Annotated in this window: 13 protein-coding genes; 3 read left to right on the forward strand and 10 right to left on the reverse strand. The window is 62.3% G+C overall.

All coding sequences use genetic code 11. The annotated features are described in order from the left end of the window. Positions 1–91 precede the first annotated feature (91 nt). Genes AACO21_RS06535 through corA form a run of 3 tightly spaced genes read left to right on the forward strand, consistent with a single transcriptional unit; the run spans position 92 to position 3,002 of the window. Entirely contained in the window at positions 92–1,192 is a 1,101-nt protein-coding gene (locus tag AACO21_RS06535; RefSeq protein WP_346191695.1) for an HD domain-containing phosphohydrolase, read from the forward strand. Continuing rightward, positions 1,192–1,959: a tRNA cyclic N6-threonylcarbamoyladenosine(37) synthase TcdA gene (gene tcdA, locus AACO21_RS06540; RefSeq protein ID WP_346191696.1), complete on the forward strand. Its 768-nt coding sequence runs from the start codon at positions 1,192–1,194 to the stop codon at positions 1,957–1,959. The genes AACO21_RS06535 and tcdA overlap by 1 nt, the downstream gene beginning before the upstream one ends. After that, the gene (corA, locus tag AACO21_RS06545; RefSeq protein WP_346191697.1) at positions 1,956–3,002 is read left to right on the forward strand and encodes a magnesium/cobalt transporter CorA; all 1,047 of its coding nucleotides are present in this window, start codon (positions 1,956–1,958) and stop codon (positions 3,000–3,002) included. Before tcdA ends, corA begins: the two co-directional genes overlap by 4 nt. Here corA and AACO21_RS06550 read toward each other — a convergent pair. The 10 genes from AACO21_RS06550 to murD all read right to left on the reverse strand — a co-directional run bounded on the left by AACO21_RS06550 (position 2,999) and on the right by murD (position 13,269). Further along, on the reverse strand, positions 2,999–3,184 hold the full coding sequence (locus tag AACO21_RS06550) for a hypothetical protein (RefSeq protein WP_346191698.1): 186 nt from the start codon (positions 3,182–3,184) through the stop codon (positions 2,999–3,001). The genes corA and AACO21_RS06550 overlap by 4 nt on opposite strands. Positions 3,185–3,205: 21 nt before the next feature. After that, positions 3,206–4,120, reverse strand: a complete 915-nt coding sequence (gene lpxC / locus AACO21_RS06555) for a UDP-3-O-acyl-N-acetylglucosamine deacetylase (protein WP_346191699.1) — start codon at positions 4,118–4,120, stop codon at positions 3,206–3,208. A gap of 85 nt (positions 4,121–4,205) precedes the next feature. Beyond that, the gene (ftsZ, locus tag AACO21_RS06560) at positions 4,206–5,384 is read right to left on the reverse strand and encodes a cell division protein FtsZ (protein WP_346191701.1); all 1,179 of its coding nucleotides are present in this window, start codon (positions 5,382–5,384) and stop codon (positions 4,206–4,208) included. A gap of 33 nt (positions 5,385–5,417) precedes the next feature. Then, positions 5,418–6,647: a cell division protein FtsA gene (ftsA, locus tag AACO21_RS06565; RefSeq protein ID WP_346191702.1), complete on the reverse strand. Its 1,230-nt coding sequence runs from the start codon at positions 6,645–6,647 to the stop codon at positions 5,418–5,420. A 4-nt stretch (positions 6,648–6,651) separates the two neighbouring features. Continuing rightward, entirely contained in the window at positions 6,652–7,392 is a 741-nt protein-coding gene (locus tag AACO21_RS06570) for a cell division protein FtsQ/DivIB (RefSeq protein WP_346191703.1), read from the reverse strand. Between the two features lie 22 nt (positions 7,393–7,414). Beyond that, complete coding sequence (locus AACO21_RS06575; RefSeq protein WP_346191704.1) at positions 7,415–8,320, reverse strand: D-alanine--D-alanine ligase; 906 nt, start codon at positions 8,318–8,320, stop codon at positions 7,415–7,417. Further along, on the reverse strand, positions 8,317–9,708 hold the full coding sequence (gene murC / locus AACO21_RS06580) for a UDP-N-acetylmuramate--L-alanine ligase (RefSeq protein ID WP_346191705.1): 1,392 nt from the start codon (positions 9,706–9,708) through the stop codon (positions 8,317–8,319). Before murC ends, AACO21_RS06575 begins: the two co-directional genes overlap by 4 nt. Then, positions 9,705–10,763: an undecaprenyldiphospho-muramoylpentapeptide beta-N-acetylglucosaminyltransferase gene (gene murG / locus AACO21_RS06585; RefSeq protein ID WP_346191865.1), complete on the reverse strand. Its 1,059-nt coding sequence runs from the start codon at positions 10,761–10,763 to the stop codon at positions 9,705–9,707. The genes murC and murG overlap by 4 nt, the downstream gene beginning before the upstream one ends. After that, on the reverse strand, positions 10,760–11,923 hold the full coding sequence (gene ftsW / locus AACO21_RS06590) for a putative lipid II flippase FtsW (RefSeq protein ID WP_346191706.1): 1,164 nt from the start codon (positions 11,921–11,923) through the stop codon (positions 10,760–10,762). The genes murG and ftsW overlap by 4 nt, the downstream gene beginning before the upstream one ends. Further along, positions 11,917–13,269, reverse strand: coding sequence for a UDP-N-acetylmuramoyl-L-alanine--D-glutamate ligase (murD, locus tag AACO21_RS06595; protein ID WP_346191707.1), 1,353 nt, complete (start codon positions 13,267–13,269; stop codon positions 11,917–11,919). The genes ftsW and murD overlap by 7 nt, the downstream gene beginning before the upstream one ends. Between the last annotated feature and the right edge of the window lie 13 nt (positions 13,270–13,282).

Raw genomic sequence — 13,282 nt, forward strand, 5'->3', positions numbered from 1 at the left:
TCCCGTCAAGGTCGGAAAATCATGAAATGACTGCGTCAGGGCCGGAGTTTGGGCTAAACTAGGTCATCAGACCATCGCCAGGGAGAGAGCCATGGACATCCGCACCATCGTCATCCAGGACCGCGAGTTGCTGGAAGAATTTGCCGATGCATTGAGCGACCGCGCACCGGATATCGAGCGCGACGTTGCCCGCCTGAAAAAGACCCCGCATGACCGCGAATTGACCGCGGACCTGTTCCGGGCCATTCACAACATCAAGGGCGATGCCGCCCTGTGCAAATTCGAGCTTGGGACAGCCATCGCGCACCCGATCGAAACGATGATGGCCCGCTTTCGTGAAGGCGAAATCCCCTTCTCCGACCTGCTGGCCGAACTGATCCTGCTCGCCATCGACCGCCTGGAACTGGCCACCGATGCCCTGCTGGCGCTGAAGCCTCTGGACAACCTGCGCCTGGTCGATCTCGTTCACGGCCTGGACGAACTGGCCCAATCCACGACTCAGGAAGTCGATAAGCACTGCGCCAATCTGATCGAAGCCGTCACCGGTTTCCCGCCCGTGATCAGCGACATGTCGGTCCGCGCCCCGCGCGCCTCGACCGCAGAAAAGAAAACTGCGCCGGACCAGGCCTCGGCCGACCTGCAGTTTTTCCGCTCCCTTGCCCTGCAACTGGAAAGCCGTTCTCCGCTGTTCAAGGGCCGGACCATGCGCATCCTGCGCCTGGCGCTGGAAACGAACAAGGCCGCCGGCCTGCCGGCCGACCCGCGCCAACTGGAGGCGGCGGTCTACATGCACGATGTCGGCATGATGCTGCTGCCGGAAGCCGTCTGGCTGAAAATCGGCAAGATGACCGAAGAAGAAAAACAGATTCTGCGTAACCATCCGGGCTTTGCTGCCGGCCTCCTGCAACGCATGCCCGGCTGGGAAGGCGCGGCTGAAATGGTGGCCCAGCACCACGAAATGCCGGATGGCGGCGGTTATCCGAATGCCATTGGTGGCGACCAGATTGCGGCCGGGGCCAAGATCCTGGCCATCGTCGATGCTTTTGAGGCCGTCATGCTCAAGCACATCCACCGCGGCAAGAACCGCTCGGTGCTGCGCGCCATTGCCGAAGTCAACGCCTGTGACAACCAGTTTGCCAGCGAACTGATCGCGCCCTTCAACCTCGTTATCCGAAAAACCATCGAAGCTTGATGTCTGCTGATCTGGAAAGGCGCTTTGGCGGCGTCGCTCGTTTGTACGGCGCCGATGGCGCCCAGCGTCTGCGTGAGGCGCATGTGTGCATCATTGGTATCGGCGGCGTCGGCACCTGGGTTGTGGAGGCCCTGGCCCGCACCGGTATCGGCAGCCTGACCCTGATCGACCTCGACATGGTGGCCGAGTCCAACACCAACCGGCAGATCCACGCACTGGACGACCAGTACGGCAAGGCCAAGGTCGACGCCATGGCGGAACGTGTTCGCGCCATCAATCCGAGCTGCAGCGTGCAATGCATTGAGGACTTTGTCACCCCGGAGAACGTCGACCGCATGATCGACGCCCGCTACAGCCTGGTCATCGACGCCATCGATCAGGTTCGCGCCAAAACCGCGATTGTCGCCCGCTGCCGCCAACTCGGGTTGCCGGTCATCGTGGCAGGCGCAGCCGGCGGCCAGATTGATCCGACCCAGGTCCGCGCAGCCGATCTCAGCCAGACCACCCAGGATCCGCTCCTGGCCAAACTTCGCTCGCAGCTGCGGCGCGACCATGGTTTTCCGCGTGACGCGAAGAAGAAATTCGGTGTCACGGCCATCTATTCAACGGAGCCGCTGCGCTATCCGGACAAAGGACAGACCTGCGAGACGGATCGCGGCCCGGCGGGTCTCAACTGTGCCGGCTTCGGTTCGTCCGTCTGCGTCACCTCCGTGTTCGGCATGGCGGCAGCGGCGCAAGCCATCGCCCGCCTCACCCGAGCAGCATGAGCAAGGCACGCAAGCTTCGCTCGCGTAAAGCCGGCCTGCCGCCCGGTTCCCTGGTGCACATCGGGGAGGCGCGCCTCCCCGCCGCCCGCATCACCCTCATCGACTTCGATGCGCACGGCCTCAGCGAATGCGAGGACATTACCCGCCCGCGGCATCACGCCACGCGCTGGATCAACGTGTATGGTGCACAACAGGCGACCGATCTGGCCACGATCAGCCAGCAACACGACCTGCACCCGCTCGTCCAAGAAGACATCCTGAATACCGCGCAGCGCCAGAAAGTCGATCACTACGCGGATTACCTTTATCTGGTTTTGCACCGCTACAGCCTGTCGACCGTCGGACTTGAGCTTGAGCAGGAACAAATCAGTCTGATCATCGGTCGCGACTACCTGCTCAGCTTCCAGGAACGTCCAAGCCAGACCTTCGAGCCGGTACGCCAGCGTTTGCGCAACCCGCACAGCACGCTGCGCAAGGGCGGCCCGGACATGCTTGCCTATTCCTTGATCGATGCGGTGGTGGATAGCTATTTCGGGGTCATCGAACAGCTCGACGAGCAGGCCGACAGCCTGGAAAGCCAGCTCCTGCACAAACCCCGCCCGCAGACACTGGAACGTATTCATCAATTGAAGCGCTGCGTCAGCCAGCTGCGTCGCAACCTGCACCCCTTGCGCGAAGTGCTGGGGAACCTGCATCGGGATGCCGACGATTTCTTCGGTGCGGAAATCCAGCTCTATCTGCGCGATGTGTATGACCATACCGTGCACATCCTCGAATCCCTTGAAGACCTGCGCGATCAGGCCACGGGTTTGCTCGATGTGTATCTGTCGACCGTCAGCCACCGGGTCAATCTGGAAGTACGCGCCCTGAGCGTAGTCGCCACCATTTTCATGCCGGCAACGCTGATCGCCGGGGTTTTCGGCATGAATTTCAAACTGATGCCCTGGCTGGAGGAGGCCGGCGGATTCAGTTACGCGCTGGGCCTGATGGGCTGTATCGCCGTGGTCATGCTGGCGCTCTTCTGGCGCCGCAAACTGGTTTAGAGAATCAGGATCACGCGCTCAAGGATCATCACGGCAAAGACGATCAGCGCAAACAGGACGCCATAACGCACGATTCGCCAGGCGAACGCCAGGAAGCGCGGCTGCCGGGTCAGGGCATAGAGTGCGAACGAGACGCCCACACCGACCAGAGAGAGGCCGGCCAGCAGGGTCAGAAGCCACATGAACGTGGGCTCGAAAGGGAATCAGGCGGCTTGGGCCAGCCAGCGGGTGACGCCCTGCGGGGCGGCCGATTCGTCTTCGAAGGTCACGAATTCCCAGGCATCGGTGCGCTGCAGGAGTTCGCGGGCAAGCTGATTGTTCAATGCGTGCCCGCCCTTGTGTGAAGCATAGGCCGCCAGCAGAGGATGGCCGAGCAGGTAGAGATCCCCCACGGCATCGAGAATCTTGTGCTTCACGAACTCATCGCTGTAACGCAGACCGTCCTGATTCAGAACGCGGAATTCGTCGAGCACGATGGCGTTTTCCAGCCCGCCCCCGAGCGCCAGACCGTTCTCGCGCAGGTATTCGACTTCCTGCATGAACCCGAAAGTGCGCGCACGGGAAATCTCCCGTACATAGGACTGCGCAGCGAAATCGATCTCGGCCTGCTGGGCCGACTTGTCGATGGCGGGATGGTTGAAAACGATGGAGAACGCCAGCTTGTAACCGTCGTAAGGCTCGAAACGAGCCCATTTGTCGCCGTCACGCACTTCAATCGGTGATTTCACGCGAATGAACCGCTTGGGTGCGCGCTGCTCTTCGATCCCGGCAGACTGGATCAGGAAGATGAAAGGTGCGGCAGAACCGTCCAGGATAGGCACTTCCGGTGCATCCAGATCGATCCAGGCATTGTCGATGCCCAGCCCACACAGGGCCGACATCAGGTGTTCGATGGTGCCCACCTTGACCCCGTCCACTTCGAGACAGGAGCACATGCGGGTATCGCCAATCAGCACGGCCTTGGCCGGAATGTCTTTCGGCTCGGGCAGATCAACGCGGCGAAAGATGATGCCGGTATCCGGTGCGGCAGGACGCAGGGTCAGATTGACCTTGACGCCACCGTGCAGACCGACGCCCGAGGCGTGGATAACCGTCTTCAACGTGCGTTGCTTGAGCATGCTAAGTGCTTGAATGATTGGGGAAGGCAGCGGATTGTAACACAACCCGCCGCCACCCTTTTTCAGAGAAAGGTTTTGTTACGACTTAATCGGCTTGCTTGCGCAGGAAAGCCGGGATGTCGTAGCGGTCCACACCGCTGTTGGCCAGGGCCTCAACCGTCACGTTGCGCTTGCGCACCACGGCCGGCACATCGGCGATCTGGTTGTAATCGATGGCCGGACCGGAGGAGAAGGCCACGGCATCATGCGTCCCGGTCGCCACAGCCTGAATGACCGGCGTATTGACCACTTCGAACGCCTGACGACGGGCGGCCGCCTGACCCAGGCCGGTCGCAACCACGGTCACGCGCAGGGCATCACCCATGGTTTCGTCGTACACAGCGCCGAAGATGACGTGCGCGTCTTCAGCGGCAAAGGCCTTCACCGTGTTCATGACTTCGGTGACTTCCTTCATCTTCAGGTTGCCCTTGGCGGCGGTGATATTGACCAGCACGCCGCGCGCGCCGGACAGATTCACGCCTTCCAGCAGCGGAGAGGCCACGGCCTGCTCAGCGGCGATGCGGGCGCGATCCAGACCGGAGGCGGACGCGGAGCCCATCATGGCGCGGCCCATTTCACCCATGACCGTGCGAACGTCTTCGAAGTCGACGTTCACCAGACCCGGGTAGGTAATGATTTCGGCGATCCCGCCGACAGCGTTTTTCAGCACATCGTCGGCAGCCTTGAAGCAGTCGTCCACATCGGCATCCTCGCCCATGACTTCCATGAGCTTGTCGTTCAGGATGACGATCAGGGAATCGACATGCTTGGAGAATTCTGCGATGCCGGCTTCTGCGGCCTTCATGCGCTTGCCGCCTTCGAAGCTGAACGGCTTGGTGACCACGCCGACGGTCAGGATGCCCATTTCACGGGCGATTTCAGCCACCACCGGTGCGGCACCGGTCCCCGTACCACCGCCCATGCCGGCGGTGATGAAGGCCATGTGCGCGCCTTCGAGGGTCTTCTTGATGTCCTCGCGATGGGCCACCGCGGCTTCCTGGCCTTTTTCCGGCTTGGCACCGGCACCCAGACCAGACTCACCCAGGGACAGCTTGCTCGGCGCCGAGTTGCGGGTCAGCGCTTGGGCATCGGTATTGGCGGCGATGAATTCGACACCATTAACCCCCTCACGAATCATGTGTTCAATGGCATTACCGCCGGCACCGCCGACGCCAAAGACCTTGATGATCGTGCCGCTTTCGTCTTTTTCGATGATCTCAAACATGACAACCTCCTCTGAAAAAACCTTTAAAAAACTTTAGAAATTCTTCGCAAACCATTCTTTCATACCGGAAAAGACATCTTTAATACCCTGCTTTTCCTGAATCTTTTGTCCCCGCTTCCGCTGTGCTTGGGCTTCTAGCAACAATCCGAAAGATGTCGAAAAACGAGGATTTTGCACTACATCTGCCAAACTGCCACCATATTTCGGTGCGCCCAGGCGAACCGGCATATGGAAAATTTCTTCGCCCAGCTCAACCATGCCCGGCATGACACTGGCACCCCCGGTCAAGACGATGCCGGAAGAGAGCACTTCCTCGAATCCGGCGCGACGCAATTCGTTCTGAATCAGCTCGAAAAGCTCCTCGACGCGGGGCTGGATGACGTCAGCCAGCGCGCGGCGGCTCAATTTGCGGCTCGGGCGATCGTCGACCCCGGCGACGTCCAGGTTCTCGTTCAAATCAGCCAGTTCGGACAGGGCGCAACCGTATTTGCACTTGATGTCCTCGGCTTCGCGGGTCGGCGTACGCAGGGCCATGGCAATGTCGTTGGTGATCTGGTCGCCAGCGATGGGGATCACCGAGGTGTGGCGGATGGCGCCTTGCGTCCAGACAGCGATGTCCGTCGTGCCGCCGCCGATGTCGATCAGGCAGACACCCAGATCCTTTTCGTCTTCGGAGAGGACGGCGTAACTCGAAGCCAGCGGCTGCAGCACCAGATCATTCACTTCCAGACCGCAGCGGCGCACGCATTTGACGATGTTCTGCGCAGCGGAGACGGCACCGGTCACGATATGGGTTTTCACTTCCAGACGCATGCCGCTCATCCCGATCGGCTCGCGGATACTGTCCTGGCCATCGATCACGAATTCCTGGGTGAGGATGTGCAGGATTTCCTGGTCAGCCGGGATCGGCATGGCCTTCGCTGTTTCGATGACGCGCTCGACGTCGCTGGCGGTGACTTCCTTGTCCTTGATCGCCACCATGCCGTTCGAGTTGAAGCTCTTGATATGACTGCCTGCGATGCCGGTGTACACATCGCGCACCTTGCAGTCGGCCATCAGTTCTACTTCCTGAATGACACGGCTGATCGTGCTCACGGTCTCCTCGATATTGACCACGACGCCCTTCTTCAGGCCGCGCGAATCCTGGGAGCCCATGCCGATGACGCTGAGGTGACCCTCCTGGTCCACTTCAGCCACCAGCGCGACGATTTTCGAGGTCCCGATATCGAGACCGACCACCAGATCCTTGTTATCCCTGCTCATAGTCTTACTTTCCCTTTCCTTCGGCTGCGACCCGCATCGCAAAACCATTCGGATACCGCAAATCCACAACTGCCGGACGCGTTGAGCGCTGCGCCACCGCCTCCGGATAAATTTCGATGAAACGCGCCAGACGCACACCAATCGGGGCCTTTGGCTGCTCACGCCCGATTTCGACCAACATGCCGTTCTCCAGACGCAACTGCCAGGCCAGGCGCGGCGACAAGGTCACGGCCACCGGCTTTTCATGCACCTGCTTGAAGGTTTCGACGAGTTCGCCGTAACGCTTCAGCACTTCCGGGGCCGTACCTTGCGGCCCGAACAGCAGGGGCATGCCGGTGATCTCGGCCTCCTGAGCAACGGCGGCAAACACTTCGCCATAGCTATTGACCAGTTCTCCGCGGCCGTCACCCCAACGCGCCACGGCCTTGTGCTCTTCAACCCGAACCTCCAGCTTGGCCGGCCAGACCCGACGCACCTCGACCTTGCGCACCCAGGGCAGGCTCTCCAGCGCACCGCGCACACTCTCCAGATTCAGGCTGAAGAAATTGCCGCGCAAGGCAGCCGGCATGACCTGCTCGACTTCCGCCTTGCGCGTATGGGCCAGCGGCTCCAGGAACACCACCTGACTGATCGGCAAAGCCGGCACCCGCACCAGCCAGACCGCTGCGGCCGCCAGCAAGGCAGCCGAGGCGACCAGCAGGAGCAGGTCAGCCAGCGCGTTCAGGAGATGGGGTTTGTGCCACATGGCGGTCTCGGAGTCCTATCGTTCAGTCGTTTGCCGCAAGCTCAAGCACGCGACGCACCAGGGCCGGATAGTCCAGCCCTTGCTGACGTGCCGCCATCGGTACCAGGGAATGATCGGTCATGCCCGGCGCCGTATTCACTTCGAGGAAATAATGGTTGCCGGCCTCGTCCATCAGGAAATCTACCCGGCCCCAGCCGCGGCCATCCAGCATGCGGAAAGCCGCCAGGGCTTCCTTGCGAATGGCCATTTCCTGGTCTTCCGGCAGCCCGCACGGGCAGCGGTACTGGGTATCGTCGCGGTTGTACTTGGCTTCGTAGTCGTACCACTCGGTGGCCGGCTCGATCTTGATGATGGGCAGGACCTCGTCACCGATGATGCCCACCGTGTATTCACCACCCATGATCCCCTTTTCGGCAATGACCAGCGGGTCGTGTTCGGCGGCGGCCTCATAGGCGGCCTTCAAGGCGCCCGGGGTGCTGACCTTGGTGACACCGATCGAGGAGCCTTCACGGGCCGGCTTCACGAACATCGGCAGGCCCAGTTGTTGTTCGACCGCAGCAAAATCGGCGTCGGCCGTCAGGATGGCGTAGGCCGGAACCGGCAGGCCGGCAGCTTGCCACATCAGCTTGGTGCGGAACTTGTCCATGGCCAGCGCGGAGGCAAGCACGCCCGAACCGGTATAGGGAATGTGCATGACTTCGAGCGCACCTTGAATGGTGCCGTCTTCGCCATGGCGACCATGCAGGGCGATGAAGGCCCGATCATAGCCCTTCAAGGCATCCAGCGGCTGCTCGGCCGGATCGAAGGCATGCGCATCGATGCCCTGCCCTTGCAGCGCGGCCAGTACCCGCGAACCGCTGTTCAACGATACCGCCCGTTCGGCGGAGGTTCCGCCAAACAGCACGGCGACTTTGCCAAACTCGCTCATTGCATGTCCACCAGCTTGCCGGGCACCGCACCGATCGAGCCGGCACCCATGGTCAGTATCACGTCGCCGTCACGGGCGACATCCAGAATGGTTTGCGGCATGGCCGCGATGTCTTCAACGAACACTGGCTCCACCCTGCCCGTCACGCGCAGGGCGCGCGCCAGGGAGCGACCATCCGCCGCCACGATCGGGGCTTCCCCGGCGGCGTAGATTTCGGCCAGGCAGAGGGCGTCGACCGTCGACAACACCTTCACGAAGTCTTCGAAACAATCGCGGGTACGCGTATAGCGATGCGGCTGGAAGGCCAGCAGCAGGCGGCGCCCAGGGAAAGCACCGCGGGCGGCGGAGAGTGTGGCGGCCATTTCCACCGGATGATGACCGTAATCGTCGATCAGCGTGGCGGTGCCGCCCTGCGGCAGCTTGATCTCGCCGTAGCGCTGGAAGCGGCGCCCGACGCCCTTGAATTCAGCCAGGGCCTTGACGATGGCGGCATCCGGCACCTGCACTTCGGTCGCCACGGCAATGGCAGCCAGCGCGTTGAGCACGTTGTGCATGCCCGGGGTGTTCAGCGTGATCGACAAGCGGGAAACCGAACCATTGACGCGCACACAGTCGAAACGCATCTGACCGCCATCGGCCACGATATTTTCGGCGTAGAAGTTGCAGTCGCTGGACAACCCGTAGGTAAGGATCTGCTTGTTCACACGCGGCATGATGGCGCGCACATTGGCGTCGTCGCCACACAGCACGGCCACGCCGTAGAAAGGCAGGCGATTCAGAAAATCGACAAAGGCGCCCTTGAGCCGCTCGAAGTCGTGACCGTAGGTTTCCATGTGGTCCGCATCGATGTTGGTGACCACGGAAATGACCGGCGACAGGAAGAGGAAGGACGCATCGGACTCGTCAGCCTCAGCCACCAGGAAGTCGCCGCTGCCCAGACGGGCATTGGCGCCGGCGGCATTCAGCCGCCCCCCGATCACGAAGGTGGGATCGACCCCGCCTTCGGCCAGGATAGAAGTCACCAGACTGGTCGTCGTCGTCTTGCCGTGCGTGCCGGCGATCGCGATGCCCTGCTTCAGGCGCATCAGTTCGGCCAGCATCTGGGCGCGCGGCACGACGGGAATTTTCTTCTCGCGGGCGGCAATCACTTCCGGGTTGTCGGCCTTGACGGCCGTCGAGGTCACCAGGGCATCGGCACCGGCAATATTCTCGGCGGCATGGCCGATCAGGACCTTGACGCCCTCGCCTTCGAGACGACGGGTCGTGGCGCTCGCGGCAATGTCGGAACCGCTGACCGTGTAATCGAGGTGGGCCAGGACTTCAGCGATGCCGCTCATGCCCGAACCGCCCACACCGACGAAGTGAATGTGTTTGACCTTATGTTTCATTTTGCGCTCTCCGCACACAGGGTGGCCACATCGGCGGTGGCGTCGGGTTTTGCGAGGCTGCGGGCTTTTTCGGCCATTTCCAGCAGTTGACCGCGGGCATAGTTGCGGATCAGGGCAATGGCATCCGGCGTCAGTTCGTTTTGCGGCAGCAGGAAGGCCCCACCGGCGTGCACGAGGAATTTGGCATTGCTCGTCTGGTGGTCATCCACCGCATGCGGGAAGGGCACCAGAATGCTGGCCACCCCGGCCGCAGCGAGTTCGGCCACGGTCAGCGCGCCAGCCCGGCAAATCACCAGATCGGCCCATTCGTAGGCGCCCTGCATGTCTTCGATGAAGGGAATGCAATGGGCTTGAACGCCAACCGCCGCGTAATTCGCCTTGAGGGTATCGATATGCTTTTCACCGGCCTGGTGCACGATCTGCGGCAGTTCGGCCTCGGTCAGCTGGGCCATGCCCTGCGGGATCACCTCGTTGAGCGCCTGAGCGCCCAGGCTCCCACCAATCACCAGCACGCGCAGCGGGCCGCTGCGTTCGGCAAAGCGTTCGGCAGGCGCAGGCAGGTTGGCGATTTCAGGACGCACCGGATTGCCCAGCCACTGCCCCTTGGGCAGCACATCCGGGAAGCCCGTCACGATCTTGTCGGCCACGCCGGCCAGCACCTTGTTGGCCAGGCCCGCCACGGAATTCTGTTCATGCAGGACCAGCGGCACGCCGGTCAGCGCGGCCATCATGCCGCCCGGGAACGTGATGTAGCCGCCCATGCCGAGCACGACATGCGGCCGCACCTGGCGAATGGCTTTCAAGCCCTGCCAGAAGCCGCGCAACAGGTTGAACGGCAGCATCAGCTTGCGCAGCAGGCCCTTGCCGCGCAGGGCAGAAAACTTCACCCAGACCATTTCAAAACCGTGCTGCGGCACCAGGCGGGCTTCCATCCCGTCCGGGTTCCCCAGCCAGACCACCCGCCAGCCGGCTTCGCGCATCTTGTGCGCCACTGCCAGGGCCGGGAAGATGTGGCCGCCGGTGCCGCCGGCCATGATCAGAATGGTCTTGCTCAGAACTTGCCTCCGCGCATCAATTGACGATTCTCCCAATCCACGCGCAGCAGGATGGCCAGAGCAATACAGTTGGCAACGATGCCGGAGCCGCCAAAACTCATCAGCGGCAGGGTCAGCCCCTTGGTCGGCAAGAGGCCCATATTCACACCCATGTTGATGAAGGACTGAACGCCGATCCAGATCCCCATGCCCATTGCCACCAAGGCCGGATACAGGCGATCCAGCTGGACACACTGACGGCCGATGGCAAAGGCGCGCTGGACGACGACAGCAAACAAAGCGATCACGGCGACCACGCCGAAAAAGCCCAGTTCCTCGGCAATCACGGCCAGCAGGAAGTCGGTATGGGCTTCCGGCAGGTAGAAAAGCTTTTCCACGCTGGCGCCCAGGCCAACGCCAAACAGTTCGCCCCGACCGAAGGCGATCAGCGAATGCGACAACTGATAGCCCCGACCGAAGGCATCGGCCCACGGATCCATGAAGCCGAACACGCGGTCACGGCGGTAGGGCGAGACGATGATCATGATCGTGAAGGCAATCAGCAGGCCGACGATCAGCATCGCGAACAGACGGGCCTTGAGCCCGCCCAGGAACAGAATGCCCATGGCGATCGAGATGATGACCACAAATGCCCCGAAATCCGGCTCCTTGAGGAGCAGCATGCCGACGATGGCCATGGCGCCGAACATCGGCAGGAAGGCCTGCTTCAGGTCATGCATCACGTTGATCTTGCGCACGGTGTAGTCGGCGGCATAAAGCACGGCAAACAGCTTCATCAACTCGGAGGGCTGCAGGTTGGCAAAGCCCAGCGAGATCCAGCGACGGGCGCCATTCACATCGCGGCCGATGCCCGGAATCAGCACCAGGGCGAGCAGGACGACGCCTGCCATGAACAGGTACGGGGCATAGTGCTGCCAAATTTTCAGCGGCACCTGGAAAGTGACGGCGGCGGCCACCATGCCGATGCACAGGAAGACGCCCTGACGCAGCAGGAAATAACCCGGCTGGTGACCGGTGGCCCGTCCGCCTTCGGCAAATGCGATCGAGGCGGAATAGACGAAGACCAGGCCCGTAAACAACAGCATCAGGACGCTCCACAGGAGCGCGTAATCGATCTCGGAAACCTGGCGGCGCGGCGCGTCGAGTGCGGCGATCAGCATGACAGCCCCTCCACGGCCTCAATGAAGGCCTGGGCGCGGTGCGCGTAGTTCTTGTACATATCGAGGCTGGCACAAGCCGGTGAGAGCAGCACGCAGTCGCCAGCCTGCGCTTGCGCAGCAAGCCAGTGCACGGCATCGGCCATGTTGTCCACGCGTTGCATCGGCACGCCACACCCTTCGATGGCCATGGCGATGGCCTCGGCATCGCGGCCGATCAAGGCCACGGCACGACCATGGGCAGCCAGCGCGGCCTTGAGCGGGGAGAAATCCTGTCCCTTGCCATCGCCGCCGAGCACGATGGCCACTTTGCAGCCCATGCCCTCGATGGCGGCCAGCGTGGCCCCCACGTTGGTCCCCTTGGAATCATCCACGTAACGCACACCGGCACGCTCGGCGACCAGTTCGACGCGATGCGGCAGGCCCTTGAAGGACCGGAGGGCCGGGATCAGGGCTTCCGGCGAGACACCCACGGCCTCGCACAAGGCCAGCGCGGCCATGGCATTGGCCGCGTTGTGCAGACCGGCAAGCTGGAGGTCGGCCAGCGCCACCAGCGGCACCTTGCCGCGGCAGAGCATTTTGCCGTCAAAACCATAGTCGACCGTACGCGGTGCCGGCTTCAGGCCGAAGGTCACCATCTTGCGCCCGCAACGCCCATTGGCCATCGACCAGTCATCGTCGCGGTTGAGCACCATGACGCCACGCCCCTGGAAAATGCGGGATTTGGCATCGGCGTACAGGGTCATGCTGCCGTCGTAGCGATCCAGATGATCTTCCGAGAGGTTGAGCACCGTGGCAGCGTGCGCATGCAGCGCGTGCGTGGTTTCCAGCTGGAAGCTGGAGAGTTCGAGCACCCAGACTGCCGGTAGCTGACCCGCATCCTGTGCGTCCATCAGGGCATCCAGCGCCGACGGCGAAATGTTGCCGCAGGCGATCGCCGGCACGCCGCTCTCGTTCAAGAGATGCGCGGTCAGCGCGGTCGTCGTCGTTTTGCCATTGCTGCCGGTGATCGCGATGATCTTGGCATCCGGCTGCAGATCGCGCACGCCGGCGGCAAAGAGTTCGATTTCCGAGATCAGGGGCAGGTCGACCGCAGCGATGGCTGGGGTGGACTTCGGCACGCCCGGCGAAATCGCCATCAGGTCGATGCCGGCGAAGGTCTCCGGCGTAAACGGCCCGGTCAGCAATTCGACCTCCGGCGCCACGGCAGCCAGCGCCGCGACATTCGGCGGATTGCTGCGCGAATCGGCGACGCGGACGCGCGCGCCCCGGCGGCCCAGCCACTTGGCCATGGCCAGCCCGGACTCGCCGAGACCGATCACCAGTACGCGCGGATTGCGAAAGTCCATCTCCGTCCCGTCC

Origin of the sequence: Dechloromonas sp. ZS-1 (assembly GCF_039649255.1) — a bacterium.
Taxonomy (GTDB): domain Bacteria; phylum Pseudomonadota; class Gammaproteobacteria; order Burkholderiales; family Rhodocyclaceae; genus Azonexus.

Bases quoted from the DNA above. Each gene is read 5' to 3' on its own strand.
- AACO21_RS06535 (WP_346191695.1), top strand. From the start codon at position 92: ATGGACATCCGCACCATCGTCATCCAGGACCGCGAGTTGCTGGAAGAA.
- tcdA (WP_346191696.1), top strand. From the start codon at position 1,192: ATGTCTGCTGATCTGGAAAGGCGCTTTGGCGGCGTCGCTCGTTTGTAC.
- corA (WP_346191697.1), top strand. From the start codon at position 1,956: ATGAGCAAGGCACGCAAGCTTCGCTCGCGTAAAGCCGGCCTGCCGCCC.
- AACO21_RS06550 (WP_346191698.1), bottom strand. From the start codon at position 3,184: ATGTGGCTTCTGACCCTGCTGGCCGGCCTCTCTCTGGTCGGTGTGGGC.
- lpxC (WP_346191699.1), bottom strand. From the start codon at position 4,120: ATGCTCAAGCAACGCACGTTGAAGACGGTTATCCACGCCTCGGGCGTC.
- ftsZ (WP_346191701.1), bottom strand. From the start codon at position 5,384: ATGTTTGAGATCATCGAAAAAGACGAAAGCGGCACGATCATCAAGGTC.
- ftsA (WP_346191702.1), bottom strand. From the start codon at position 6,647: ATGAGCAGGGATAACAAGGATCTGGTGGTCGGTCTCGATATCGGGACC.
- AACO21_RS06570 (WP_346191703.1), bottom strand. From the start codon at position 7,392: ATGTGGCACAAACCCCATCTCCTGAACGCGCTGGCTGACCTGCTCCTG.
- AACO21_RS06575 (WP_346191704.1), bottom strand. From the start codon at position 8,320: ATGAGCGAGTTTGGCAAAGTCGCCGTGCTGTTTGGCGGAACCTCCGCC.
- murC (WP_346191705.1), bottom strand. From the start codon at position 9,708: ATGAAACATAAGGTCAAACACATTCACTTCGTCGGTGTGGGCGGTTCG.
- ftsW (WP_346191706.1), bottom strand. From the start codon at position 11,923: ATGCTGATCGCCGCACTCGACGCGCCGCGCCGCCAGGTTTCCGAGATC.
- murD (WP_346191707.1), bottom strand. From the start codon at position 13,269: ATGGACTTTCGCAATCCGCGCGTACTGGTGATCGGTCTCGGCGAGTCC.